This window comes from Curtobacterium sp. MCBD17_028 (genome assembly GCF_003234875.1).
Taxonomy (GTDB): Bacteria; Actinomycetota; Actinomycetes; order Actinomycetales; family Microbacteriaceae; genus Curtobacterium.
The window spans coordinates 106,243-131,280 of sequence record NZ_QKTQ01000007.1; the positions used below are offsets into that span (position 1 = coordinate 106,243).

A 25,038-nucleotide genomic window follows, 5' to 3' on the forward strand; every position below is an offset into this window, starting at 1 on the left:
ACCCGGAGCGGTGGGGATCCGCCGGAGGGCCGTCGCCCGCCGTCCCGGTCCGCCGCCATCCGCTCGGGCTCGGTTCAGTCGTCCTCGCTGATCGCGGCGAGGCGGAGCTCCTCGACGTCGAACCGGCCCTGCACGCGACGCATCACCGCGTCGTCGATGGCCCGGGAGCGTCGGAGGTCGTCGACGGCCGTCCGCTTCGCTTCGAGCAGCGCGAGCCGCAGCGCGATGTCGGCCTGCTCGGCCTCCCGTTCGAGCTGGATCTCGTCGGGCTCGCCGTCCGTCGCATCCTCAGCAGCCCCGCCGATCGGGTCCTCCTCCGCGTCGGGGCCGTCGGCACCTGCAGCCATGGCTTCGCCGGCCGATCCGCCCGTGCCGCCGATCACCGCGGCGGACACGGTCACCCCGGCGTCCGCCGCCGCCCGACTCGCCGCCGCGGCGTCGCCCTCGGCGGCCTCCGCATCGCGCCGCAGCCGCTCGAGGCGGCGCCCGTAGTCGGCGCGCAGGTCCTCGCGGACCTCCTCGGGCGACTCGAGCCGGCTCGCGACGTCGTCGAGCGAATCGAGCGCCCCCTGCAGGGCCGCCCGCTCTGCCTCGATCTCCTCCCGTTGCTCCTCGGGATCCTCGGGCAGGCGTGCCCATCGCACGATCACGGGCATCGTGAGTCCCTCGACCACGAGCGTCACGAGGATGACGACGAACGTCGCCGCGATGACGAGGTCGCGGTCGTGGACCGGGCTCCCGTCGGACATGGTGCGCGGGACACCGAGCGCGGCCGCGAGCGACACCGCGCCCCGGAACCCGGCCCACGCGATCGGCATGCGCTCCCGGAAGTGCAGGTGCCGGTCGCGCTCCCCCGCCCGCCGGTCGAGCAACCGGCTCGCGTACGGGGTCGTGTTGACCCAGAGGAACCGCATGCCGATCACCGCGGCGGTGCTCCCGAGCCCGAGCGCGAGTGCCGTCACCCAGTCGTCGTGGAGCACGGCGAGGAGCGTCGGGTGGAAGTCGAGTCCGACGAGCACGAACAGCGCGCCGTTGAGTAGGTAGGACGTGACCTGCCAGAAGCCGTACCCCTGGATCCGCGCGTGCGCACTGATGACGCGGTGCCCGATCTGCGTCAGGAGCAACCCCGCCGTGACCACCGAGACGACCCCGGAGACGCCGAACAGCTCGGCGGGCAGGTACGCGAGGAACGGGGTGAGCACGCTGAGCGTGTTCTCGAGCAGCCGGTTGTCGAGGTACCGCCGCACCCAGTAGACGATGAGACCGACCGCCAGGCCGATCGCGATGCCGAACCCGTACGAGGCGAAGAACCGCACGACCGCGCCCCACACGTCGATGTCCTGCCCGCTCACCACGGCGCCCACGGCGACCGAGTAGAGGACGAGCGCGGTGCCGTCGTTGACGAGGCTCTCGGCCCGCAGCGTCGTGATGAGCCGCCGGGGCAACCGCGCGGCCACCGCAGCGACCGCCGTGGCGTCGGTCGGGGCGAGGACCGCGCCGAGCGTGATCGACAGCGCCCAGGTCAGCCCGAGCAGGTGTGCGACGACCGCGACCACCGCGGCCGTGGCGAACACGAGACCCACCGCGAGCAGCGCGATCGTGCGCAGGTTGCTCCGGATCTCGCGCAGTGACGTGTTGAGGGACTCCCAGTACAGGAGCGCGGGGAGGAACAGCAGCAGCACCGCTTCGGACGGCAGCCGCACGCCGCCGAGCCCCGGCAGGAACCCGACCCCCGCGCCGAGCACCAGGAGGACGAGCGGCGCCGCGACGCGGATGCGTTGGGCGACCACGCCCCCGACGAGGATGGTCGCGCCGAGCACGACGGCGAGCTCGAGTCCGTCCACCCGTCCTGTCTACTCGGCGGCGGGCCGGGACACCGCCTCGGGGTCGGTTGCAGCACGTCCTCAGCAGCGCGGCGGGGACCTCCTCGGCGGGTCGCGACGGGACCTCCTCGGCGGGTCGCGACGGGACCTACTCGGCGGGTCGCGGCGCCTGCGGTGCGGCATGTCGGCGCCCGCGACCGGTCCACGCTCTCGACGGCGCGAGAGACGGCGGCCACACCCGGGACAGCACCCGGCGCCAGGGTGACACGGCTGCGTCGAGCCCGACCCGGACCTCCCGAACGGCGTCCCGCAACCGGTCCTGGTCGACCGGTGCGGTACCCGGTCGTGCGTAACGCTCGCGGTCGAGCGCGTCGACCACCGTCCCCAGCGGCGTCAGCGTCGCCGGCGGCAGGGTGGCGCCCAGGCGCGTCAGCACCGCTCGGGCCGTCCGGGCCGCGAGCGCGGGATCGTCCGGCGGCACCGTCGCCGGCGTGAACCCGTGGTCCGCGACGTCGTCGATCACCTCGCGCCAGGCGTTCGCGGCGGGATCGCGACCGGTCTGGACCAGTCCGAGACGACGACGACGACGGAGGGTGCGGAACAGTCCCGGCCCGACCAGCGCACCGAGCGCCACGAGGACCGCCAGGGCGATCTCCCACGTCGCCGAGCCGCCGTCCGATCCGCCCGTGCCAGCGCCGGACGCAGCATCCGGCGTCGGCGACGCCGACGAGGGCTGCGCGGTCGGCTGGTTCGCGGGCGCGGAGCGGAGCGGCGTGACCGTCGGGAGCGAGGTCGGCGACGCGGTGGCGGGCAGCTCGGCGTCCGACTGGTCCTGTGCGACCGGCGTCGGCTCGAAGCCCACCCAGCCGGCACCCTTGATGTACAACTCGGGCCACGAGTGCAGCTGCCGGTTCGAGACGACGTACTCGCCGTCCTTCTGCGTGCCGCCCGGCCGGTACCCGACCGCGATGCGCGACGGGATCCCGAGCACCCGGGCCATGACCGCCATCGCCGAGGCGAAGTGCACGCAGTACCCGGCCCGCACCTGCAGGAACTTCGCGACGACGTCCATGCTGTCGCCGTCGTACCCCTGCTCGACGGGCGCCGTCTCGGAGTAGGTGAAGCGGCCGCTCCGGAACCACGACTCGAGTGCGCGTGCCTGCTCGTACTGGTCGCCCGCCGTCCCGGCGACGCGCTCGGCGGCGGCGCGGATGCTCCCGGGGAGGTTGCGCGGCAGCTGGAGGTCGGTGCGGAGCTGGGCGGACGTCGGACGGTTCCAGTCGCCACTCGCGATCATGCCGAAGCGACCGTGCTGGGCGATCGCGTCGAGGTAGGGGTTGGCGAACGTCGCGACCCCGTACGCCTGGTAGACGTCGCCGCGGCGGGTCGTCTGCCCGGTGGACCGGACGGTGTTCGACCGCCCCATCCACCGCCACTGGGTGAGGTCGAGCGCGGTCGACCGGGACTGGATCCCGACCGCACCCGACGGCAGCGGCAGGTACTGGCTCGACAGCCCGGTGACCCGGACCTGGACGTCCTCGCGGCTGGCGACCCGCGGGTTCACCCCGGTGGCGAACTGGCCCTGGTCGGCGCTCGGGGCGGTGCTGGCATCGACCACCGAGGGCACCCAGTCGCCCGTGCCGAACTCGTCGAGGTCCGCGAGCTTGAGGTACTCCGGCACCCCCGTCGTCGTCCGGTAGCGGAACACCTCGATCTCGCTCGGACGCCGCAGGTCGTCACCGAGTTTGAGGAGGGTGCCGGGGCGCCCGGGGTTGATCGGGGCCTGGATCGCGCCCGTGACCCCCGACAGCCAGCTGGCGTCGATCGGGACGACGGTCGGCAGGCCCACCGCGACGACGAGGGCGACCGCGCCGATCACCATCGCCGGGAACGCCTGCTGCACGGGCCGGACCGACAACCAGAGGACGAGCAGGAACGCCATGCCCGTGAGCACGACGAGCACCACGCTCGGCGCCGTTCCCGTCACGATCCCCGGGACGACGAGTGCGACGAACGCGGGCACGGCGGCGAGGGCGGCCGTGGGCGCGATGACCGCGACGAACAGGGCGACGCCGGCGGTCCAGACGAGCGTCACGGACACGACGAGCTGCACCGCGTCGGTCTCGGGGAGCGGCGCGGGGTTCACCTTGATCGCGAGCAGCGCCTGCCCGAGCGCGCCGCTGCGGTCGAGCCACCCGAGCGGCTCCGTGCCGTCGAGGATCGCCAGCGCGCATGAACCGCCGACGAGGGTGACGACGAGCGCGACGAAGCGGGCCCACCGCGGGCGGGTGCGGACGGCGAGCATCACGCCCACGAGCAGGGCGGTGACGACGAGCGCGGAGACCCACCACGCGATCCCCTGCACGAGCGGGCGGACGGCGAGCGACGCCACGACCACGGGCAGCGCCGCGGCGGCCACGAGCATGCGGCTCGGCGTGCCCGGGTCCTCGTCGGTGCGGTCGTCGCGCTCGAGGACGTCACGGCCCGTGACCGGGCGACGGGCGGTGTCGGTCATCGGGCACTCCCGCCCACGGGAACCACGAGGACGCGCCATCCGGCACGGTCGAGGACCCCGCGAGCGGCGGCGTCCGGTGGCGTGATCGCCACGAGGAGCCCGCGCGAGGCCGGGGGCGTGCGAGCGACGAGCTCTGACGCCTGCTCCGCCGTGCACTGGCCCGTGACGACCGCGGTCATGCCGTGCACGTCGACGGCACGGACCTCGGGCAGGACCTCGGCCACCGGGCGCGCGTCGGAGCGCAGCGTGACGTCGGCGAGTCCGACGAGCACGGACGCCAGGTCCCCCGCGGGCGACGGCTGGACGTCGTCCGCGGTGACGAGGGCGACGCGGGACGTCCGCGCGGCGAGCACCCGTGCGACGCTCGCGGCGACGACGACCGCGTGCTCGAACGCGGCGTCCCCGGCCATGTCGGACAGCTCGGCGAACGGGTCGCGGCCGAGCTCCTGGTAGGAGGCGCGGCGCACGTCGAGCAGGACGGTCGCCTCGGGCGGCTGGGCCTGTGCGGTCTGCCGGACGTGGAGTTCGCCGCGCTTGGCGCTCTGCCCCCAGTGCACGCGGCGGATGGGATCGCCCGGTCGGTAGGGCCGGAGTTCGCTGTCGTCCGCGGACCCGCCCTGGCCGGTTCGTCCGGCCTCGGCCGAGACCGCGCCCGAGAGCACGCCCGTCTCGATCGCGCCGAGCACCGTGGTGCGGGGCACGACCACGATCTCCTGCGCCGCCACGACGACCCGGTCGACGTGGACGAGTCCGAACGGGTCGGCGACACGGACCGTCGCCGGACCCAACCGGGGACGACCGCGGCGCGCGGCGATGGCCTCGACCGTGAGCCGCGCCGGGGGACGACCCGACCCGACGTCGACGAGGGCCTCGAGGTCCCCTGCCGATGCGAAGTGGTCGTCGAGGCGGTCACGCACGAGCACCCGCACGACGCCGAGCGCCCGCTGCCGACCCTCGACCAGCAGCGTGGCGCGGAACACGGCACCGGCCTCGATCGTCGTACGCGGGACCTGCCGCGTCGCCCGGATCGGTCCGGCGGCGACCATCGCGACGACGGCGCCGAGGACGACGAGCACGAGGACGAGGAGCCCGGCCGTCACCGCGAGGCTCGTCGTCGCCACGAGCCCGGCCCCGACCAGACCGATGCCCACCGCGACCGTGGTCCAACCGCGCGAGGTCGGCCGCGGCAGGGCGACCCGACCGCGGCGGGTCCCGGGCATCAGGACCGCACGGCCGCGGCGCCGAACGGCACCGCCGTGTCGGCGACGATACGGACGACGACGTCACGAGCGGCGTCCTCGGCACCGCCGCCGAGGTTCCGGGCGACGGGCACGAGGCGGTGCGCGAGCACGACCGGGGCGAGCGCGGCGACGTCGTCGGGGGTGACGAACGGACGACCCTCGAGCGCGGCGCGAGCGCGTGCGGCGCCGGCGAGGTGCAGGGTCGACCGCGGACTCGCACCGAGCAGCAGGTCCGGGTGCCTCCGGGTCGAGCGGACGATGTCGACGACGTAGCCCTCGACGTCGGGCGCGACGTGCACGGCGTGCACGGCCCGGATCATCGCCGCGAGGGTCGCGACGTCGACGATGGGCCGCAGTGCCGACATCGGGTCGCCGACGCCACGGCTGCGGAGCATCTCGCGTTCGGCGTCGAGGCTCGGGTAGCCCATGGTGATACGGGCCATGAAGCGGTCACGCTGTGCCTCGGGCAGTGGGTACGTGCCCTCCATGTCGATGGGGTTCTGCGTGGCGACGATCATGAACGGCGACTCGAGGGGCCGTGTCACGCCGTCGACCGTGACCTGCGACTCCGCCATGGCCTCGAGCAGGGCGGACTGGGTCTTGGGGCTCGTCCGGTTGATCTCGTCACCGATGACCACGTTCGCGAACACGGGCCCGGGGGCGAACCGGAAGGACCCGGACGCCTGGTCGTAGATGTTCACGCCCGTCACGTCGGACGGCAGCATGTCGCTCGTGAACTGGATGCGGCTCACCGACCCACCGACCGTGGCCGCGAGGGCCTTCGCGAGCACGGTCTTGCCGACACCCGGGACGTCCTCCACGAGCAGGTGCCCCTCGGCCAGCATGACCGTCAGCGCGGTGCGGATCGCCTCGGTCTTGCCGTCCACGACCGTGCCCACCGCACGCACGATCGCGTCGCCCGCGGAGCGGATCTCGTCGACCGGGAACGATGCCCCCGCCCCGCCCGGTCCCCCCGGATCGGCGACGTCAGCGCTGTGTGGCAAGCCGGACCTCCAGGCTCGTAGGACGTGTCCGGGAATGCTACCTCGGGCCGATGGCAGCCCCCTCCGCGACGGCGGGCGCCGTCCTGTACCCCTCTCGGTGGCAGGATCGGTGCATGGCGGACCACGTTCTCGAGCCCACGACCGACACGGCGATCGACGTCTTCACGGCGGAGCGCGCGCCCGTCCTGCGGGCGTCCCCCGGCGACACCGTCACCGTCCGCACGCTGAGCGCGGCCGGGTACCTCGAACGGCAGCAGGAGCCGGGCCAGGAGGTCCCGACACTCATCACGAGCCGCCGCGGCCACTGCCTCGTCGGCCCCGTCGCGCTCACCGGCGCGCTGCCCGGGCAGGTGCTCGCCGTGCGGTTCGACGCCCTGGTCCCCGGGACCTGGGGCTACACCGGCTCGGGCGGCGTCGACAACGAGCTGAACCGGGCCCTCGGTCTCGCCGACGCCGCGACGCGGGGGCCGCTGCTCTGGGACATCGACGCCGAGGCCGGGGTGGCACGGAACCAGCTCGGCCTGGGCGTCCGGACCGCACCGTTCCTCGGCGTCGTGGGCGTGCCTCCCGAGCCGACCGGCGAGCACTCGACCATCCCGCCGCGGCCCGTCGGCGGCGGGAACATCGACTGCCGCGAGCTCGTCGCAGGCGCGACGCTGTACCTCCCGGTCACCGTGCCGGACGCGCTCCTGTTCGTCGGCGACGGCCACGCGGCGCAGGGCGACGGCGAGGTCTCGGGCACCGCCGTCGAGTGCGACATGACGACGACGATGACGCTGTCCCTGCTCGACACGGCACCGGTCCCGGGCGTCCACGCCGACACCCCGGCGGGTCGGATCACCTTCGGGTTCGACGCCGACCTCAACGCGGCGACCGCCACGGCCCTGAACGCCATGGTCGACTGGATCGCTGCGCTGCACGACGTCACCCGCGCGCAGGCCCTGGCGATGGCGAGTGTCGCCGTCAGCATGCGGGTCACCCAGATCGCGAACCAGACGTGGGGCGTGCACGCGCTGCTGCCGCACGACGCGATCCTCGTCTGAGGCGGCGCACCGCCTCCGCCGTCGCGCGGCGTCGCACCGACTCGCACCGACGCGCACCGACGTCGCACCGACGTCGCACCGACGTCGATGAGCCGCGGAACGGACTGTGAACCGGGGCGATGCGCGGCTCCTGGTCCGTTCCGCGGCTCATCCCGCTGGCGCGGCCGCCGCGCCGGGTCAGTCAGCCTCGCAGGCGATCCCGTCCTTGTCGGCGTCGAGCTTGCTGTTCGCCGAGTACAGGGCGTTGTCCTTCTTGACGGTGCCCTTGAGCTTGCGGTGCTCGACGGTGCCGTTGGTGTGGTGCACCGTGTTGTACGTCACCGAGGTCTTGGCGATGCCGCCCGAGTAGACCTTGTGCACCGCGGTGCAGTTGGCGTACTTGGTGGTGGCTGCCTCGGCGGCGGTGGCGTTGCCCACCCCGGCGACCGCGACCGCCGTGAGCACGAGGCCGATGGTGATGGCGCGCTTGCGCATGTTCCCCTCCGTGCGCCGCCGGGTTCGGGTCCGCGGCGCTGCGACCGGATCCACCGATCAGCGTCAGCATAGGGGTAGCGAGGAGTCCTCGCGTACCCCCGAAGTGGCGGTGTCCGGAGGGTCGTCAGTACGACGGATCCTGGCGCCGGCCGCTCCGCTCCGCGAAGGCGTCGAGGGCGTCGAGCACCTCCGGGTTCAGCCACACCCGGTTCCGCCGCTGGCCGTTGACCATCCGGAGGATCCCGCGCTCGGTCAACTGCTGCAGCGCGTTGTCCACCGCCGGTTGGCTCGCGCCCGTGCGCTCGCGTGCGAGCCGAGCGTTGAGTGCCGGGTGCTCGATGGACACCCGCGCGAGCCGTCGCGCCGTCGAGTCCGCACGGAGGCCCGTCAACCGACCGTCCCACTCGCGCTGCAGTCGCGCCAAGTCCTCGGCGAGCACGGTCGCGTTGCGGAGCGCTGCGAGTGAGGCCGTCGCGAACACAGCCACGATCGGGGCCACGTCCCCCCGCCGATAGGCGTCGAGCGCATCGAAGTACGCGTCGACGTCCGTGAGGATGCCGCTGCTGACCGGGATCGTCATGTGTCGGATCAGCCGACCGTTGCGGAGGATGGCCTGCACGAGCGCGCGGCCCGTCCGGCCGTTCCCGTCGGGGAACGGGTGGATGGTCTCGAACTGCGCATGTGCGACGGCCGCCTGGACGAGGACGGGGAGGTCCGTCCGCCTGGTGAACGCGACGAGATCGGCCATCGCATCCGCCACGCGTTCGTGGTGCGGCGGGACGAACGCCGCGTCGTGCGGGAGTGCGCCCCCGATCCACACCTGCTCCGCGCGGTACCCGCCGACCAGCCGGGGTGCGGAGCTCTCGAGCAACTGGCGGTGCATCTCGATGATCGTCGCGTCGCTGATGTCGTCGGCGAGGGCGATCGCTGCTTCCATGGCGCGGACGTTGCGCACGATGAGCGGCGCGTTGCCCTGGATCCGCTCGTCGATCTCCGCCTCGGCGATGGCTCGAGCGCCGGAGGTCAGGTGCTCGATCTGCGAGCTCGACGCGGACTCGCTGCGGAGCAGGACCGCCGAGAACGGCGCCGGGAATCCCGCGAACTCCGCATCGAACCGGGTGATCATCCTGGACGCGTCATCGACCTCGGCGAGGACCTCGGTGGGGATCGTGAAGGGCATCGCGGCGATCGCCGGTGGAACGGCGGCGAGGTAGGACGCGCGACGCCGCTCGGCTGCTCGTCGCGAGAGCAGGTCCGGGTTGTGCACAGGCGGGAGCACGCGCTCCTCGTACCGCACCGCCGGACCGTCCTGCCCTGCCGGACTCGCTCCTGAACTCATCGGTCGCCACCCCCTTGCATAAGGTTATGGCACGACCTTATGTAAGGCCGGCGCAACGACAAGGCTCGGATACCCAAGCGACCCACGGACGCCAGCGGCATCTTCTCAGCATCGCGACTACAGCTCACCCTGGTCCCACAACCCCTCGCTCCGTTGCTCGCGTCGCCATCGTGCCGATCTCGCCGCGGTGATCCGGCGACCCCGTTGGGACGCGAGTCGACATGGCGTCGGCGGCAGGCCGAAGCAATCTGCGGGGCTCGCACACGACGCGCGACGGGCAGCGGCACAGGAGGGGACGCGACACGACGGCCGCGCCCCCTCGAGCCGCTCCCCACCCCGCGCATGCCGATCGGATACGGCCGCGCCCTGGGGCTCGCGAGGAGCGACGCCTCTGCTGTGTACGTGTCCGCGCACCGGATCAGACGACCCGGATGTGATCGCGCGCGCGACGGAGCCGATGCTACGAGTCCCCAGAACGGCGGACAACGGGCGCGTTGTCCCCATTTCGAGGGTCTGCGTGGCGCGGCTCAGGCGCACCGGTCCGGGAGGCGGTGGTCCCGCCCGTCGCTCGGCTCCCCTATGATGGTGGTCGCGTGCTCGCTCCGGTGGGCACCGGGAGACGTCGCATAGTCAGGCCTAGTGCACCACCCTGCTAAGGTGGAGTTCCCTTTTGGGAACCGTGGGTTCAAATCCCACCGTCTCCGCCGTGTCCGGCGTCGAGCTCCACGGATCCCTGCTCTACGGGTTCTGAGCCACCGCTGCCCGCCCCGCCCGACCGCCTACCCCGCGACCCCCGAGTCGTCCACGTCGGTGAGCACCAGCGTCAGGGGCGACCCCTCGGCCGGGAACGCGACGTCGGGCGCCCGCCCATCGTTCCGGTACGGCCCCGCGTCCCACCGGAGCGTCCACGCGACACGACGGCCGCCGTCGTCGAAGGCGTCCGTGACGGCCGTCCGCACGGCCAGACCGGGGTACCGCGCGGGGTCGACGGACCGCTGTGTGAGTTCGGGCGGGGTCGCGGTGGTCGAGATGGGTGCGTCCGCGACGCCGCGTGCGCTGCCGACGCTGGCACCGCTCGCCACCGTGATCGCGCGGGCCGCCCCGTTCGACCGCGCATAGCCGATGACGGCGTCGTCCGGTGCCGCCGCCGGGACCGGTGTCGACACGCTCGTCACCGCGATGCCCTGCTGCGCGGTGCCGAGTCGGGCGAGGTCGTAGGCCCCGCTCCAGGCCGAAACCTGCGTCACGACCCACTGCCGGGAGGCCCCGTCCGGCCTGGCCACGAAGAGCTGCGTCGTCCGCCCGCTCCCGCTGCCGACGTACTTGTAGTAGGCGATCACCGGTCGCCCTGCGCGGTCGAACCCGATGCGCGTCGCGTCGTTGAGCAGACCGCTCCCGGTGAGCGGGAGGTCGTCCACCACGACCCCAGACGTCCCGAACGTGATGGTCGGCGGGAGCGTCGTCCCGTCGAGGCCGTACCACTGGCGCAGGTCCTGGCTCCGCGCCGCCGAGAGCCGTCCGTTCGTGTCCGCGTCCGTCGGGTCCCCGCGCCAGACCCACACCATCCACCACCAGCCGTCGGGACCAGGCACCGGCAGGGTCGGGTAAGGACTGACGTCGTTCGACATGCCCTCGAGCAGGATGCGGCCGTCGGGGTACGGCGCGTACCGCATGTCCTCCCCCGCGACGCTCACCCACCGCTTCGACGACTCGACGTACTCGTACAGGAACTGGTTGCCGCGGCCGGACTCCCCGTTCCGCCACGACAGGAACACCTGCCCCTGGGGGCCTCGGAAGAACGTCGGGTAGCTGCAGGCGCCGAGCTCCGCACCGGCGTCGAGGTACCGCCGGACCTCGGCACCCGTGCGGTCCTTCGCCACCCAGACGCCGTCCATGGGCCCCGGCGCGTCCTTGCTCCGGAGCGTGGTCGGGTCGTCCGCCGACGTGGTCCGCCAGTACCGGAGCGCGGTGTTGTGGTTGTTCCCGGTGACGTGCAGGTCCCCCTGCCGGTCGACGACCGCGGACACCAGGTTGTGCGAGTCGTTGATGTTCCCGTTGCTCGCCGTCGCCGTCGCCTGCCCCTGGTCGAACACGACGGCGGCGCCGGCACCGTCGAGCAGCGTGGTGTCCGATCGGGTGCGGGCCGTCGCGCCGGAGACGTCGACGTCGAGCACGCCCATCGTCCGGTCGGCCCGGTACCGCGCGATGAGGACGTGCCCGTTCCGGGGGTTCCGCACGACCGCCTGCGGGATCATCATCCCCGCCCAGCAGTGCGCGGGACTCCCGTCGGGGGCCGGGACGCTGACGGTTCGGACGACGCTCATGGCACTCCTCCTGTCCGAGCCGACGATGTGTCGACTCGGGCAGGACGGTACGACGAGCGCACCGGCCGGGAGGCCCGGCTCCGGCCCCGCTCACCCCGCACGTCACCTCGTGGTCGCGTCCGCGACCCGAGTGTTCCTCCGGTCACTCGGCCGCGACCGATTCGGCTCCGCTGCCCGATCCGGCTCGTCAACCGGCCGCGACCGCGCAGGTCCGCTGCTGCGCGGTCTGACCGGTCACGCCGCTGATCGTCTCGGGACGTGCGGAGGCCGAAGTCCCCTCGTGCCCCGCGCCTCCCGACCCTGCCGAGCCGGAGCCGGAGCCGGAATCGGCGCCGGAGCCGCCGGAGCCAGCACTGCCGCTGCCGCCTGAGCCACCGCCGCTCGCACCCGAGGACCCGCCCGCCGCGCTGGACACGCCCAACCCGCTCGACCCACCCGACCCGCTCGACCCACCGCTGACCGACTCCGACCCACGGCCCACCGACCCCGCGGCGAGCGAGAACGACCGATCCGAGCGCACCGCCGCCATGAGCTGGCGGGCGGTCGTGGAGTCGGGAACGACCTTGCCGGGGTGGTCCGGGTCATCTGTGGCGCCCGGGTACTGCACGAACGTGATGCGGTCGAGTCCGATGCCCTGGAACGTCCGCGCCATGGCGACCATGGTCGACGGATCCGTGAGTGTCGTCGAGAGCTTGACCGTGTGCGAGGCGACGCGGGCCAGTCCGTACAGCTTCGCCGGATCGCCGAGCGTGCCGTTGCCCTTGACCTTCCGCACGAGCGACGACAGGAACTGCTGCAGGCTCGAGATCCGGGACAGGTCGCTCTGGTCGCCGATCCCGTGGCGGTCGCGGAGGAACGCCAGCGCGGTCGCCCCCGACACCGTGTGCTCGCCGGCGCGTAACCGGAGGCCCGTGTACGGGTCGTCGACGTCGTCCGTCACACAGACGGGGACACCCCCGATCGCGTCGGAGAGTCCGATGATGCCGTCGAAGCTCATCTGCGCGGCGTACGGGATGCGCAGTCCGCTGACCTGCTCGACGGTCCTCACCACGCAGCCCAGACCGCCGCGCCCGTACGCCTCGTTGAGCGGGGTGTCCTGCACCGCGGCAGTCGTCGTCCCGTGGCTCGTGCAGGCCGGCTGGTCGACGAGCAGGTCGCGGGGGAAGCTGATCGCGACGGCCTGCGTGTGGTCCGCGGACACGTGCAGCAGCACGTTCGCGTCGTTGAGCGTCGCCTGCCGGACCCCGTACTCGGTGCCCTGCCCGGGGTCGTTGTCGGCAGCCACGGCCAGGACGTTGAACGCGCCGTCGGTGCTCTGCCCGCCCGCTCCCCCGACGTCGACCGCGTTCTGGGCGATCCGGTGCCCCAGGTCGTAGGCGGCGTAGGCAGTGAGTGAGCCGGCGGTCACGACACTGATGCCGGCGAGCATCGCCACGCCCACCAGGAGTCGCGCCGGCCGGAACCCGCGGTGCCGTCGACCGTGCCGTGCGCCGATCACACGACCGCCCGGACCTCGGAGGATCGTCGGCTCCCGCCGCGGGTCGGTGAGGTCGTCGAAGTCGGACACGACGCTTCCTCCTGGCAGTTCGGGCGGACGGCTCGGGTGCCGTCGTCCGCGGGGACGATACCCGAGCGGGTGGCCACCGCCGGGATCCCCTCGGCGTGCCCCCGAATGGGGGTCACGTCGAGGGAGCGTCAGGCCCCCGCGCGCGCGATCGAATGCCCCTTGATGACGCGGTCCGCGCCCGTACGGATCGCGTTCACGAGTTCCGACATCGCGACGCTCGGCGGTCCGGCACGCGACACGAGCGTGAACTCCGTCCAGCCCGGGTCCGGCAGTCCGGTCAGTGGGACCAACCCGGCCGGGAGGATCGACCCGGGGTGCACGGTCACGCCCAGCCCGGCGTACACCGCTGCCCGGATGCCCTGTTGGCTCGCGGACACGCAGGTGATCCGGTAGGGCCGGCCAGCACCCTCGAGCGCGGCGACGGCGGCATCACGGGTGACGCTCGTGCCGGGATAGGTGACGAGGTGCACGGGTTCGTCCGGGTCGACGACCTCACCCTCGCGCCCGGCCCACACGAGCGGGTCGCGGAACACCAGGTCGCCGACGTCCTCGCTCGGACGGCGCTTGACGAGGGCGAGGTCGAGCCGGTTGCTCCGGACCTCTTCGCGCAGTTCCGCCGTCAGCCCGACCCGGAGGTCGAGGTCCACCGAGGGGTACGCGTTCCGGAAGTCGAGCAGGATGTCCGGCAGACCGGTCGCGACGATGTCCTCGGACGCACCGAACCGGATGTGACCGGCGAGTCCGGTGTCCGTGAAGTACGCCTCGGCCTGTCCCTGTGCGGCGAGGATCTCGCGGGCGAAGCGGACCATGGCCATGCCGTCCGGTGTCAGCTCCACGGCGTGCGTGTCCCGTCGGAACAGTTGACGACCGGTCTGTCGCTCGAGTCGGGCGACGTGTCCGCTGATCGTCGACTGCCGCAGACCGAGGTCCTTGGCAGCAGCGGTGAAGCCCCCCGTGCGCTCCACGGCGAGGAAGCTCGTGAGCAGTGCGGTCTCGAACATCATGGGCCCTCCTATCACGATTTGCGATCACGGTAGCAGCGGTAGCCGAGTTCCGCGATGGCGGTCGTTCAGTGGAGGTCGCGTCTGTGGGTCCCTCGGTCGAACGCAGCGAGCGCGTCGGCGAAGGCGTCGAGGTGACGGATGGCCGCGACGAGGTCCTCGTCCCACACCGCCCCGAGCGCTGACGCCAGCGAGCTCGCGCGTTCCGCGGCCCCGACGGCGACGTCCAACCCGTGCCGGCCGGCGACCTCACGCATGTAGAAGGCGTCGAGCACGGGCAGCTGCGCCGCGAGCCAGTCCGCACTCACCGGGCGATCGAGGCGCCGGAGCGTCCACTCGGCGAGGACGGCGAACCGGCCGGCGTCGGATCGGCAGGCCCGGAGCGCGGTCGCATCGAACGCCCCGACGTCGACCGGCGGGTCGCTCCGATGACGCTCGATGGACGATGTCGGGTACGGCACCGCGAGCAGACCCTGCGCGATCTGCACCCGCTCGACCATGTGCGCCGGCGTCCAGGGCGCGATGACCACGCCGACGTAACGCTGTACCTGGACGAGCCGCAACGCCTCGAGCGGGACCAGGGCCTCGCGCACCGGAGTCCGGGACACCCCGAGTTCGGCGGCGATCCCGTCGAGCCGCAACCGCTGCCCGGACCGGTACTCCCCGCGCAGGATCCGGTGGACCAGCCGCGTGAACACCGCGTCGCGCAGGAGGTCACGGCGCACCGCGCCACCCACCCCTGCGTCCGGACCGGTCATGCCCGCACCCGGCGTCTCGTCGATCGGCTCGACGCCGGTGTCGGGCCCGGCAGCATCCGCGCGCGTCGCTGACCGACCGAGCCCGGCGGCTGGTGCAGCGTTGGTCCGCGCACCACCATCGGCGGGGGACGTCGTCCGTCCACCCGGGACCGGGGCGCGATCTGAGCGGTGCATCACGACACCCTCGCTCAGCGGCATCGGCCCGTGCCCCGCTGGATGTGCCGACTCGGGACGAGCGCACTCGGACCCTCGATGTGGACGGGGCAGCACCTCAGATCGCGGGCGCTGCCGCAGCTGCCGATGGCAGCCGTCCGGCCGACCCCGACGACGGTCGTCCGCGCCACCGCACCCGTCCGCGCCACCGCACCCGTCCGCGCCACCGCACCCGTCCACGCCACCGCACCGACCTGGATGCCCCGCGCTCGCCCCGGTTCGACTCCGCCCTGCGCTGACCCCATGTCGCCTCCGCCCCTGGTCCGGAGCGCGTGGCTTCCACACGCTCGAACCGGAAGGCTGCCAGGCGACCGTTCGATGCGCCAAACATCCTGAATACGGGATACGAAGTACGAAGTCGAACCCCGAGCGGCGCGGAGCCGCGCCTACCGGCGCGCGCGAGCCCGGTCGGCCCGGTCGCTCGTGCGCGCCCCGCCTCCCACGACCGAGAGCGGCTGCGTGACGGACTCCAGGCCCTTCCGCGCCGCGTCCACCCCGAAGATCAGGGCGATCACACCACCGAGCACCATGATCGCGGCGCCCATGAGGTACCCCCAGAACAGCGGGGTGCGGCTCGACCCGTCGCCGATGAACGCGCCGTAGATGAGGGGCGCGACCGCGCCGAAGATCTGCGCGAGGGCGAAGAAGTACGAGATCGCCTGCGACCGCAGCTCGAGCGGGAAGATCTCGCTCACCGTCAGGTACGCGCTCGATGCACCGGCCGAGGCGAAGAAGAACGAGACGCACCAGAACACCGTCTGCCAGGTGGCGCTGATCGCGTCGGCCTGGAACAGGAACGCCGAGACGGCCAACACGATCCCCGACACCAGGTACGTCAGGAAGATCATCTGCCGACGGCCCCAGGTGTCGAACAGCCGGCCGAGCACGAGCGGCCCGAGCAGGTTCCCGATCGCGAACGGGAAGAAGTAGATCGACGTCTGCGAGGTCTGCAGGCCGTAGAAGTTCGTGAGCACGAGCGCGTACGTGAAGAAGATCGCGTTGTACAGGAACGACTGCGTGATCATCATGGTCGCGCCGACCAGGGTCCGCGTGGGGTACTGCCGGAACAGCACACCGACGATCGTGCGGAAGCCGACGCGGTCGAGCGGCGTGACGTCCATCGCCTTCGACTCGTCGACCCGCTCGAGGGGATGCCCCGACTCCCGCTCGACCTCGGCCTCGATCCGGGTCACCGTGTCGTCGGCCTCCTGCTCGCGCCCGTGCGTCATGAGCCACCGCGGACTCTCCGGGATGTGCCGCCGCAGGAAGATGATGAGGATGCCGAGCACCGGGCCGATGAAGAACCCGATGCGCCAACCGACGTTCTCCGAGAAGTTCGCGGTGTTGAGCAGGTAGATGTTCGCGGCCGCACCGATCGCGGCGCCGCCCCAGTAGGTGCCGTTGATCGCGATGTCCACGTGTCCGCGGAACCGCGACGGGATGAGCTCGTCGATCGCGGAGTTGATCGCCGCGTACTCGCCACCGATACCGAGGCCGGCCACGAACCGGAACACCGCGAGGAACGCGAAGTCCGGCGCGAACCCGGCGATGCCCGAGCCGACCAGGTAGATCGCGAGGGTCAGGAGGAACAGCTTCTTCCGGCCGAGTCGGTCCGACAGGCGCCCGAAGACGAGTGCCCCGATCACCTGCCCGAACAGGTAGATGGTCCCGAGGTCGGCGACCTGCTGGGTCGAGAGGCCGAGCGGCTTCTGGAATCCCGCGTTCGACACGATCTGGATCTCGAGGCCGTCGAGGACCCACGAGATCCCGAGGCCGACCACGATCGACCAGTGGAACCGGGTCCAGGGCAAGCGGTCCATCCGCGCCGGGACGAGACTCCTGGTGGGCTGATCACGAACGGCGCCGGTGCTGCTCATGTCGGTGTTCCTCCTCGCACGGCCGCCCCTCGGCGGCACGCACCGGTGACCGTACGCTGGACGCGCGTCGAGTGTTCGCCGGTTCGGGCTACCGTCGCAGGATGGCTGTCCGACCGCACCGTGTGGCGGTGCTCGTGTTGCCCGGCGCGAAGCCGCTCGACGTCGGGATCCCCGCCCAGGTGTTCGCCAACCGGCCGAGCATGCCGTACGAGGTGCGCGTCTGTGGCCCGAGCGTCGGCACCGTCCGCGGCGGGGACGGCCTCGCCTACGCGGTGGGACGCGGGCTCGAGGCCGTCGACTGGGCGCAGACCGTGTTCGTGCCCGGGTACCGGTTCCCGGCGGACACGCCGCCGCCTCCCGAGGTCGTCACGGCACTCCGCGACGCGCACGAGCGCGGCAAGCGTGTCGCCGCGATCTCGACCGGGGCGTTCGCGCTCGCTGCGGCGGGCCTCCTGGACGGGCGCCGGGCGACGACCCACTGGCACTACACGCGCGTGCTGCAGGACCGGTACCCCGGCATCGAGGTGGACGAGGACGTGCTCTTCGTCGACGAGGGGTCGGTGCTCACGAGCGCGGGGGCGGCGAGCGGCATCGACCTCTGCCTCCACATCGTCCGACGCGACCACGGCGTCGGGCTCGCGAACCACGTCGCCCGACGGCTCGTGAGCGCGCCCCACCGGAGCGGCGGCCAGGCCCAGTACATCGAACGGACCGTGCCGGACCCGACCGACGACACCTTCGCGACGACGCGTGAATGGGTGTTGCGTCACCTCGGCGACGCCCTGACGCTCGACGCCCTCGCCGCGCACGCGAACGTGTCCGCCCGGACGTTCTCACGCCGCTTCGTGGCGAGCACCGGCTCCACGCCGATGCAGTGGGTGCTCCGGGCACGCGTCGACCTGGCGCGGGAGCTGCTCGAACGCTCGGACCTCGCCGTCGACCAGGTGGCCGCGCGGGTGGGGCTCGGGACGGACGCCAACCTGCGTCTGCACTTCCGGCGGATCCTCGGCATCTCCCCTACCGCTTACCGTCGCGTGTTCCAGCAGTAGCCCTGGCGCGATCCTCCCGGATCATGACGTTCCTGCCACTGGAGCGGGCCTCCCGGCTCGATGACGATGAGCGGAGGAACGGAAGGAACCCACATGACCCGCATCGGCATCAACGGATTCGGCCGCATCGGCCGCAACACCCTGCGCGCGCTCCTGGCCCGCGGCGGCGAGGACCTCGTGGTCGTCGCCGTCAACGACCTCACCGCACCCGCGACCCTCGCCCACCTGTTCCGCTACGACTCCGCACTCGGCCCCTTCGATGGCACCGTGGAGGTCGACGACGACACGCTCGTGGTCGACGGTCAGCGGATCCGCGTGCTCGCCGAGCGCGATCCGTCGGCGCTGCCCTGGGCCGACCTGGGCGTCGAGGTCGTCCTCGAGTCGACCGGCCGCTTCACGGCACGGGAGGCCGCTGCGCAGCACCTCGAGGCCGGCGCCCGTCGCGTGCTCGTGAGCGCACCGGCCACCGGGGCGGACGTGACGCTCGCCTACGGCGTGAACACCGACGCGTTCGACCCCGCCACGCACACCGTCGTCAGCAACGCGAGCTGCACGACGAACGCCCTCGCGCCGCTCGCGAGCGTCCTCGACGACCTCGCCGACATCGAGCACGGGTTCATGACGACCGTGCACGCGTACACGCAGGAACAGAACCTGCAGGACGGCCCGCATCGGGACCTCCGGCGAGCCCGGGCCGCAGGCGTGAACATCGTCCCGACGACCACCGGCGCCGCGAAGGCCATCGGACTCGTGCTCCCCCGACTCGACGGCAAGCTCTCGGGCGACTCCATCCGGGTGCCCGTCCCCGTGGGGTCGATCGTCGAGCTGAACACCGTCGTGGCCCGTGACGTCACGGTCGACGAGGTGAACGCCGCCTACCGTGCGGCTGCCGACGGGCCACTCGCCGGGGTGCTCGCGTACACGGCGGACCCGCTCGTGTCGACCGACATCACGGGGCGCCCGGAGTCGAGCGTGTTCGACTCGCTCCTCACGCGCGTCGACGGCGGCCGCCACGTCAAGGTCGTCGCCTGGTACGACAACGAGTGGGGGTTCTCGAACCGGGTGGTCGACACGCTCGGACTGCTCGCGCGCGCCGCCGCGGACGCCGCGTAGCCCGTCGGCGGAGGGTGTGGGATTCGAACCCACGAGACATCACTGCCCACTTGTTTTCAAGACAAGCTCCATCGGCCGCTCGGACAACCCTCCTGGCTGGACCACCTGACGGTGGCGACCGGCGCGTGCGAGTCTAGCGAGCCTCGCGGCCGGGAGGCACGGCCTCGGCCAGCCGCGCCGCTCGCCCTGCCGACCCTCCCGTCGAGATCGCAGTTGTTGCCGCTCTGAGCACCCCCAGAGCGGCACCTTCTGCGATCTCGCGATGCGGTGGACGAGCGGCAGCCGGGACGGCCGGGAGGCGCCTCCCGCACCCCGTGACGGAACCGTGATCGGTGTGACGGAACCGTGATCGACAGGCCGCGGCGCACCGACGACGGAACCACCAAGATGAGCGTCGGGGGACGTGGAGCGGATGCCACGGGGCACCGGCGTCTCCCGGAACGGAACGCCTCGATGTCCACCACACCGCGGTCCGCGATCGTCCTGATCGCCGCGACCGCTCTCGTCGTCACCCTCGCCGGCTGCAGCACCTCGACCCCGGCCGACACCGCCACCACGGTCGGCCACACCGGACGCCCGAGCGCATCGGCCACCACGACGACGCCCATGCCCAGCACGACCGCGACGCCCACCACGCCGCCGGCCGCCACACCACCCGCCTCCCCGACGCTCGACCTCGCCGACCCGACGACGTGGACGATCACGGGTGCCGGCGTCGGGCCGCTCACCATCGGCGGTTCGGTGACGGCCGAGGGCGCGTCCATGACCGCGTACACCCGCTCGGACGACTGCCCGAACCCCAACATCGCGATGTGGCGGCGGACCGGTTCCTCCGTGTGGACCCAGGCACTGCCGGACGCGCGCGACGTCGTGCACGGGATCCTCCTGCAGGGCGCGGGGGCCTCCTCGCCGAAGACGGCGCAGGGCGACACGCTCGGCACACCGCTGGCGACCCTCGAGGCGCACCACCCCGACCTCGTGCAGATCCGCGAGGACGACCAGGAGGACTACCGCGGCTACCAGGACCGCGGCGCCTGGATCGTGTTCGACGTGCGGTCGACGCCGCAGCAGGTGCGGTCGATCTGGGTGAGCACGGACCGGGTGCCGCCCTACGAGTTCTGCGGCTGACGGCGCGCCATCCCACCGGGATCGCAGTCGTTGCCGCTCACACCACCGTCGAAACGGCAACGACTGCGATCTCGCGGAACCGGGAACCGGGAACCGGGAACCGGGAACCGGGCCGGGTCAGCGCGGGAGCGTCGCGAGTGCGGGGGCCAGACCGTCCTCCGCGACGCTCCCGGTGACCTCACCGCCGGCAGCGACGACGTCCTCGGGCGCCTGGCCCATCACGACGCCGCGGCCGGACTCGGCAGCCCAGTGCAGCATGTCGATGTCGTTCCGGCCGTCGCCCGCCGCGAACACCCGCGTCCGTGGGACGTCGAGCACGGACCGGACCCGCTCCATCGCGCTGGCCTTGGTCACGCCCTCGGGCGCGATGTCGAGCCAGGCGGTCCACCCCACGTTGTAGGACACCTTGTGGAGGCCCATCCGGTCCACCGCCCGCAGGAAGTCGTCGAGGTCGTGGTTCGGCGAGATGACGACGACCCGGGTGGCCTCGACGCCGAAGAGGTCGTCGAACGCGACGTGCTCGACGTCGGAACTCAGGCTGCCCTCGGGGAAGATCCCGTGCACGCGGTAGTGGCCGGTCTCGTCCTCGACGCCGAACGCGGCGCCGTGCAGGGACCCGCGGATGGTGCGGAGGACCTCGGTCGGGTCGAAGGACTCCACGAACGCGCGGCGGTAGCCCCCGTGCTCGGCGTCCTCGGGGGCGTCGCTCCGCTCGAGCGTGATCGCGCCGTTCGCGCACACCAGGAACCGTGGGCGGATCCCGAGGGCCGCCACCACGGGCAACGTCATGGAGGCGCTGCGACCGGTCGAGAGCATCACCTCGTGTCCGGCCTCCACCGCAGCATGGACGGCCGCGCTCGTCGCGTCGGTGATGACGCCGTCCTCGCGCATGACCGTCCCGTCGATGTCGAGCGCCACGAGCCAGTGGTCCGGCCGCGGCGCCGTCGACGTCGCACCCGAGCTCGCCCCGGGGTCGGGGACGGCCTGCTCGCGGAGGTCGTCGGTCATCGCGGCTCGATCACCTCGGTGCCGCCGAGGTACGGGCGGAGGACCTCGGGCACGACGACCGTGCCGTCGGCCTGCTGGTGCGTCTCGAGGATCGCGACGAGCCAGCGGGTCGTGGCGAGCGTGCCGTTCAGCGTCGCCACCGGGGCGGTCTTGCCGGACTCGGTGCGGTGCCGGATGTCGAGGCGGCGGGCCTGGAACGTCGTGCAGTTCGACGTCGAGGTGAGCTCGCGGTAGGTCCCCTGCGTCGGCACCCACGCCTCGATGTCGAACTTGCGGGCGGCGCTCTGCCCGAGGTCACCGGCGGCGACGTCGATGACGCGGTAGTGGAGTCCGAGCGCGCCGAGCATGTCCTCTTGGTAGGAGACGAGCCGGTCGTGCTCCGCCTCGGCCTCGTCGGGGTGCACGTACGCGAACATCTCGAGCTTGTTGAACTGGTGGACCCGGAGGATCCCGCGGTTGTCCTTGCCCGCGGACCCGGCCTCGCGTCGGTAGCACGTCGACCACCCGGCGTAGCGGAGGGGCCCGTTCGACACGTCGAGGATCTCGTCGGCGTGGTAGCCCGCGAGCGCGACCTCACTCGTGCCGGTCAGGTACAGGTCGTCGGCGGGCAGGTAGTAGATCTCGTCGGCGTGCTCACCGAGGAACCCCGTGCCGGCCATCGTCTCGGGGCGCACGAGCGTCGGCGTGATGAGGGGCTCGAAGCCGTGGGCGATCGCCCGGTCGAGCGCGAGGTTCATGAGCGCGATCTCGAGCCGCGCCCCCATGCCGCGGAGGAAGTAGAAGCGCGAGCCGGACACCTTCGTGCCACGCGGGATGTCGATGATCCCGAGGTGCTCGCCGAGGTCGGCGTGGTCCTTCGGCTCGAAGTCGAACTCCGGCTTCGTGCCGACGGTGCGCAGGGTGACGAAGTCCTCCTCGCCGCCGCTCGGAACGCCCTCGATGATCGGGTTCGCGAGCTTCCCGACGGTCGTGCGGAACGCGTCCTCGGACTCGGTGACGATCACCTGTGCCTGCTTGACCCGGGCGGCGAGCGCCTGCGCCTGCTGCACGAGCGCCGCCTTCTCGTCCTTCGGTGCCTTCGCGACGGTCTTGCCGAACGCGTTCTGCTCGGCACGGAGCGCCTCGAACGACGAGATCGCGAGCCGACGTGCGGTGTCCGCGGCGAGCGCTTGGTCGACGAGCTCCACGGAGTCACCACGGGCCGCCTGCGATGCCTTGATCCGGTCGGGGTGGTCGCGGAGGAGCTGCGGATCGATCACTGGAGCATCTTACCGACCGCCCCCTCGCGCCGGTCCGGCGCCGATCGGACGGGAGGGACGGCGCGCGCCCGTCCCGCGCCTCCCGGCCGTCGCACGGATCGTGCAGGAGATTGGTGGGTGCCGGACGTCCGTCGTCGGCGGCCGTCGCTCAGTGCAGGACGTGCCCGACCGGCACGCGCACGGTCAAGCCGCCTTCGTCGATGCGCGCCCGGAACGCCCGGATCCGACCCACCGGGTCGCCGTCGATCTCGAACTCGTCGGGCGTCTCGAGCCGCACGACGATCTCCTTGCCGCGCATGTACCGCAGCGGACGTTCCTCACGTGCCCGGGCGATGATCCGCTCCCCCACCGCGGTCTGGCCGATCTTGGTCGATCGCGCACGCCGCAGGATCGCGTTCTCCCACATCAGGCGGGCGCCGATCCGGGCCCAGCCGAACACGGACTTCGGCCGCAGCGCGACGACGTCGAACACGCCGTCCGTGATCGTGGCGTCGGGCAGCAGGAGGATGCCGGCCTGCAGGGTGCCGCAGTTGCCCACGATGAGCGTGTGGGCGCGGAGCGAGCGGTTGCCGGCACCGTCGAGGTTGTAGCGGGCCTCCATGCTGTCGGAGTCACGGAGCGATCGGGCCACGGCGTCGACGTAAGCGAGCCAGCCCACCCGTTTCTTGAGCTCCGGGCGCGTGTTGGCGAGCATCCGGGCGTCGAGCCCGAGCCCGGCCATGACGAGGAACCCGAAGTCCTCACGCTCCCCACCCTCACGCTCGACGGTGAGCATGCCGATGTCGACCGCGCGGTCCTCGCCGTGGAACAGGGTCTGCACGCTCGTGTCCATCTCGTCGAGCGGGAACCGCATGTTCCGCGCGAGCAGGTTGCCGGTGCCGCTCGGCAGCAGCGCGAGCGACGCGCCGGATCCGTGCACGACCTCGGCGACGATCCGCGTCGTGCCGTCGCCGCCCGCGGCGGCCACCACATCGGCACCGGCCTCGAGCGCGGCCCGGGCCATGCCGGCGCCCGGGTCCTCCTCGGTCGTCGCGAACCAGAGGGTCTCGCTCCACCCGGCCTCACGTTCGTAGCGGCTCACGCTCTGGCGCAGGGCCGGCAGGTCCACCTTGATCGGGTTGTAGACCACGGCGGCGATGTGCTGGCTCGTGGCCGAGTGGGCGGCGGTCGAGGGCACCGCGGCGACGTCGTCGCGCGGGGCCGCATCGGTCTCGGGGGGCGTCGTCATGCGGCAACGCTACCGGGACCGCCTGATCCGTCCTCTCGGCCCCCGGCTTCTGTGCACGGCCGGATCGTTCCACAGGCGCCCACCTGGTGGGTCACCGGGTCGGCCCGGCCGGGTCAACCAGGCTCGCCCGCGACGATCCGTCGGAGCCACTCGCGTGCCTCGGTGAACGCTTCGTCCCGGTACCGGGCCTGCACCTCGGACGCGTGGCCGTCGGCCCTGGGGTACGACCCGAGGAACGTCACCCGGGGGCTGAACCGCCGGAGGCCGAGGAGCGCGTCCGCCACGCGCTCGTCGTGCACGTGGCCGTCCAGGTCGATGACGAAGCGGTAGCGGCCGAGCTCGTCGCCGATCGGCCGCGAGCTGAGGAGCCCCATGTTGATGCCCCGGGTGGCGAACTGCTCGAGCAGGTCGACGAGCGCACCTGCGCGGTCGTCCGGCAGCTCCACGACGACGCTCGTCTTGTCGGCGCCGGTCCGGGCCGGGATCGCCAGGTCCCGCGACACGAGGACGAACCGCGTGACGGCGAACGGGTTCTCGCCGATGTGCTCGGCGAGGACGGCGAGGTCGTGGTGGTCGGTGATGCCGGGCGGGGCGACCGCGGCCTCGGCGAGCGCCCCCGCGGCCGGGTCGAGGAGCGCCGCCGCCGCCGCGACGTTCGACGACGCCGGGATGTGTCCGTGCCCCGGGACGTGGTCCTCGAGCCAGCGGTAGGTCTGCCCGTACGCGACCGGGTGGGCGTTCACGGTGCGGACGTCCGCGAGCACGGTGCCGTGCCGGGCGACGAGGACGAAGTCGACCGGCACGAGGTACTCGCCGATGATGCGGACCCCCGGGATGCGCGCGAGGGCGTCCTGCGTGGCGGTGACCCCACCGTCGACGCTGTTCTCGATGGCGATGACCGCGCCGACGCTCCGTCCGCTCATGACGTCGTCGAGGGCCTCGCCGACGTTGTTGACCGACCGCCAGGGCTTGCCGGCGGCCGCGGCGACCTGCTTGAGCGCGGCCTCCGTGAAGGTCCCGGCGGGTCCGAGGTAGCTGTACGTGTCGGACGCGGAGGCATCGGGCTCGGCCATG

Annotated in this window: 19 protein-coding genes and 2 tRNA genes; 5 read left to right on the forward strand and 16 right to left on the reverse strand. The window is 72.5% G+C overall.

The annotated features are described in order from the left end of the window. Positions 1-74: 74 nt before the first annotated feature. The 4 genes from DEI86_RS10415 to DEI86_RS10430 all read right to left on the reverse strand — a co-directional run bounded on the left by DEI86_RS10415 (position 75) and on the right by DEI86_RS10430 (position 6,583). Positions 75-1,844 carry a Na+/H+ antiporter gene (locus DEI86_RS10415; protein ID WP_111049481.1) on the reverse strand — a complete coding sequence of 590 codons (1,770 nt, stop codon included), beginning with the start codon at positions 1,842-1,844 and terminating at the stop codon, positions 75-77. Between the two features lie 127 nt (positions 1,845-1,971). Next, a complete protein-coding gene (locus DEI86_RS10420) occupies positions 1,972-4,338 on the reverse strand; it encodes a DUF3488 and transglutaminase-like domain-containing protein (RefSeq protein ID WP_111049482.1) in 2,367 nt (788 codons plus the stop codon). Further along, positions 4,335-5,558, reverse strand: a complete 1,224-nt coding sequence (locus tag DEI86_RS10425; RefSeq protein ID WP_111049483.1) for a DUF58 domain-containing protein — start codon at positions 5,556-5,558, stop codon at positions 4,335-4,337. Before DEI86_RS10425 ends, DEI86_RS10420 begins: the two co-directional genes overlap by 4 nt. Beyond that, a complete protein-coding gene (locus DEI86_RS10430) occupies positions 5,558-6,583 on the reverse strand; it encodes a MoxR family ATPase (RefSeq protein ID WP_111013860.1) in 1,026 nt (341 codons plus the stop codon). The genes DEI86_RS10425 and DEI86_RS10430 overlap by 1 nt, the downstream gene beginning before the upstream one ends. 113 nt (positions 6,584-6,696) lie before the next feature. On the opposite strand from DEI86_RS10430, the gene DEI86_RS10435 reads away from it, so the two are divergent. Continuing rightward, positions 6,697-7,626 (forward strand): acetamidase/formamidase family protein, encoded by a 930-nt coding sequence (locus tag DEI86_RS10435; RefSeq protein WP_111049484.1) that lies wholly within the window; start codon positions 6,697-6,699, stop codon positions 7,624-7,626. Positions 7,627-7,803: 177 nt separating this feature from the next. Here DEI86_RS10435 and DEI86_RS10440 read toward each other — a convergent pair whose 3' ends face one another. Further along, the gene (locus DEI86_RS10440; RefSeq protein ID WP_111010079.1) at positions 7,804-8,100 is read right to left on the reverse strand and encodes an excalibur calcium-binding domain-containing protein; all 297 of its coding nucleotides are present in this window, start codon (positions 8,098-8,100) and stop codon (positions 7,804-7,806) included. A 124-nt stretch (positions 8,101-8,224) separates the two neighbouring features. Further along, complete coding sequence (locus DEI86_RS10445; protein WP_258376515.1) at positions 8,225-9,379, reverse strand: Fic family protein; 1,155 nt, start codon at positions 9,377-9,379, stop codon at positions 8,225-8,227. A 675-nt stretch (positions 9,380-10,054) separates the two neighbouring features. On the opposite strand from DEI86_RS10445, the gene DEI86_RS10450 reads away from it, so the two are divergent. Then, positions 10,055-10,143 (forward strand) — tRNA-Ser (locus tag DEI86_RS10450). 75 nt (positions 10,144-10,218) lie between these two features. Here the strand turns inward: DEI86_RS10450 and DEI86_RS10455 are convergent. The 5 genes from DEI86_RS10455 to DEI86_RS10480 all read right to left on the reverse strand — a co-directional run bounded on the left by DEI86_RS10455 (position 10,219) and on the right by DEI86_RS10480 (position 17,179). Next, complete coding sequence (locus DEI86_RS10455; protein WP_111049486.1) at positions 10,219-11,763, reverse strand: BNR repeat-containing protein; 1,545 nt, start codon at positions 11,761-11,763, stop codon at positions 10,219-10,221. A gap of 187 nt (positions 11,764-11,950) precedes the next feature. Further along, positions 11,951-13,330, reverse strand: coding sequence for an LCP family protein (locus DEI86_RS10460; protein ID WP_111049487.1), 1,380 nt, complete (start codon positions 13,328-13,330; stop codon positions 11,951-11,953). 128 nt (positions 13,331-13,458) lie between these two features. After that, entirely contained in the window at positions 13,459-14,334 is an 876-nt protein-coding gene (locus DEI86_RS10465) for a LysR family transcriptional regulator (RefSeq protein WP_220035650.1), read from the reverse strand. 65 nt (positions 14,335-14,399) lie between these two features. Further along, positions 14,400-15,089, reverse strand: a complete 690-nt coding sequence (locus DEI86_RS10470) for a GntR family transcriptional regulator (protein WP_146244903.1) — start codon at positions 15,087-15,089, stop codon at positions 14,400-14,402. A 599-nt stretch (positions 15,090-15,688) separates the two neighbouring features. Beyond that, positions 15,689-17,179, reverse strand: a complete 1,491-nt coding sequence (locus DEI86_RS10480; RefSeq protein WP_181439756.1) for an MFS transporter — start codon at positions 17,177-17,179, stop codon at positions 15,689-15,691. A gap of 101 nt (positions 17,180-17,280) precedes the next feature. Between DEI86_RS10480 and DEI86_RS10485 the strand changes: the two genes are divergently transcribed. Then, complete coding sequence (locus tag DEI86_RS10485) at positions 17,281-18,228, forward strand: DJ-1/PfpI family protein (RefSeq protein WP_111049518.1); 948 nt, start codon at positions 17,281-17,283, stop codon at positions 18,226-18,228. Positions 18,229-18,321: 93 nt separating this feature from the next. Further along, positions 18,322-19,341 (forward strand): type I glyceraldehyde-3-phosphate dehydrogenase, encoded by a 1,020-nt coding sequence (gene gap / locus DEI86_RS10490; protein WP_111049491.1) that lies wholly within the window; start codon positions 18,322-18,324, stop codon positions 19,339-19,341. An 8-nt stretch (positions 19,342-19,349) separates the two neighbouring features. Here gap and DEI86_RS10495 read toward each other — a convergent pair. After that, positions 19,350-19,434, reverse strand: a tRNA-Ser gene (locus DEI86_RS10495). Positions 19,435-19,794: 360 nt separating this feature from the next. Between DEI86_RS10495 and DEI86_RS10500 the strand changes: the two genes are divergently transcribed. After that, positions 19,795-20,469: a hypothetical protein gene (locus DEI86_RS10500; RefSeq protein ID WP_146244904.1), complete on the forward strand. Its 675-nt coding sequence runs from the start codon at positions 19,795-19,797 to the stop codon at positions 20,467-20,469. A gap of 117 nt (positions 20,470-20,586) precedes the next feature. Here DEI86_RS10500 and DEI86_RS10505 read toward each other — a convergent pair whose 3' ends face one another. The 4 genes from DEI86_RS10505 to pheA all read right to left on the reverse strand — a co-directional run bounded on the left by DEI86_RS10505 (position 20,587) and on the right by pheA (position 25,037). Continuing rightward, on the reverse strand, positions 20,587-21,477 hold the full coding sequence (locus tag DEI86_RS10505) for an HAD family hydrolase (RefSeq protein WP_111049493.1): 891 nt from the start codon (positions 21,475-21,477) through the stop codon (positions 20,587-20,589). Next, entirely contained in the window at positions 21,474-22,736 is a 1,263-nt protein-coding gene (gene serS / locus DEI86_RS10510) for a serine--tRNA ligase (RefSeq protein ID WP_111049494.1), read from the reverse strand. The genes DEI86_RS10505 and serS overlap by 4 nt, the downstream gene beginning before the upstream one ends. A 148-nt stretch (positions 22,737-22,884) precedes the next feature. Then, positions 22,885-23,964, reverse strand: coding sequence for a diacylglycerol kinase family protein (locus DEI86_RS10515; protein WP_111049495.1), 1,080 nt, complete (start codon positions 23,962-23,964; stop codon positions 22,885-22,887). A gap of 113 nt (positions 23,965-24,077) precedes the next feature. Continuing rightward, positions 24,078-25,037 (reverse strand): prephenate dehydratase, encoded by a 960-nt coding sequence (pheA, locus tag DEI86_RS10520; protein WP_181434622.1) that lies wholly within the window; start codon positions 25,035-25,037, stop codon positions 24,078-24,080. Position 25,038 lies beyond the last annotated feature (1 nt).